This is a genomic window from Bacillus sp. SIMBA_031, assembly GCF_046535225.1.
Lineage (GTDB): Bacteria > Bacillota > Bacilli > Bacillales > Bacillaceae > Bacillus > Bacillus velezensis.
This window is the reverse complement of the sequence record NZ_JAWRXC010000546.1, coordinates 1-248: the sequence shown is the minus strand read 5'-3', so window position 1 is coordinate 248 and position 248 is coordinate 1. Positions and strand designations below refer to the sequence as shown.

At 44.4% G+C, this 248-nt stretch carries 1 protein-coding gene; it reads left to right on the top strand.

Translation table 11 applies throughout. The features are described from left to right. Positions 1 to 248 (top strand): PrpF domain-containing protein (locus tag SB724_RS21325; RefSeq protein ID WP_410573011.1); only part of this gene is annotated, 248 nt, incomplete at both ends.

Sequence of the window (248 nt, the reverse complement as noted above, 5' to 3'; positions counted from 1 at the left end):
GGATGAATATACCCCGGATATATTGGAAAAGCTCGAAATGATCCGATCGATTGCAGCCGAGAAATGCAGATTCGCTCCGAGACATGAGGCTGCTGCAAAATCACCGGCCGTACCAAAACTAACATTAATCTCATCTCCAGCGGATTATATCGATACAAAAGGAATAAAGAGACACGCAGAAGAGATGGATCTTGTCATTCGTATGATGTCCATGCAAAAACCGCATCAAGCTTTAGCCATTACAGGGG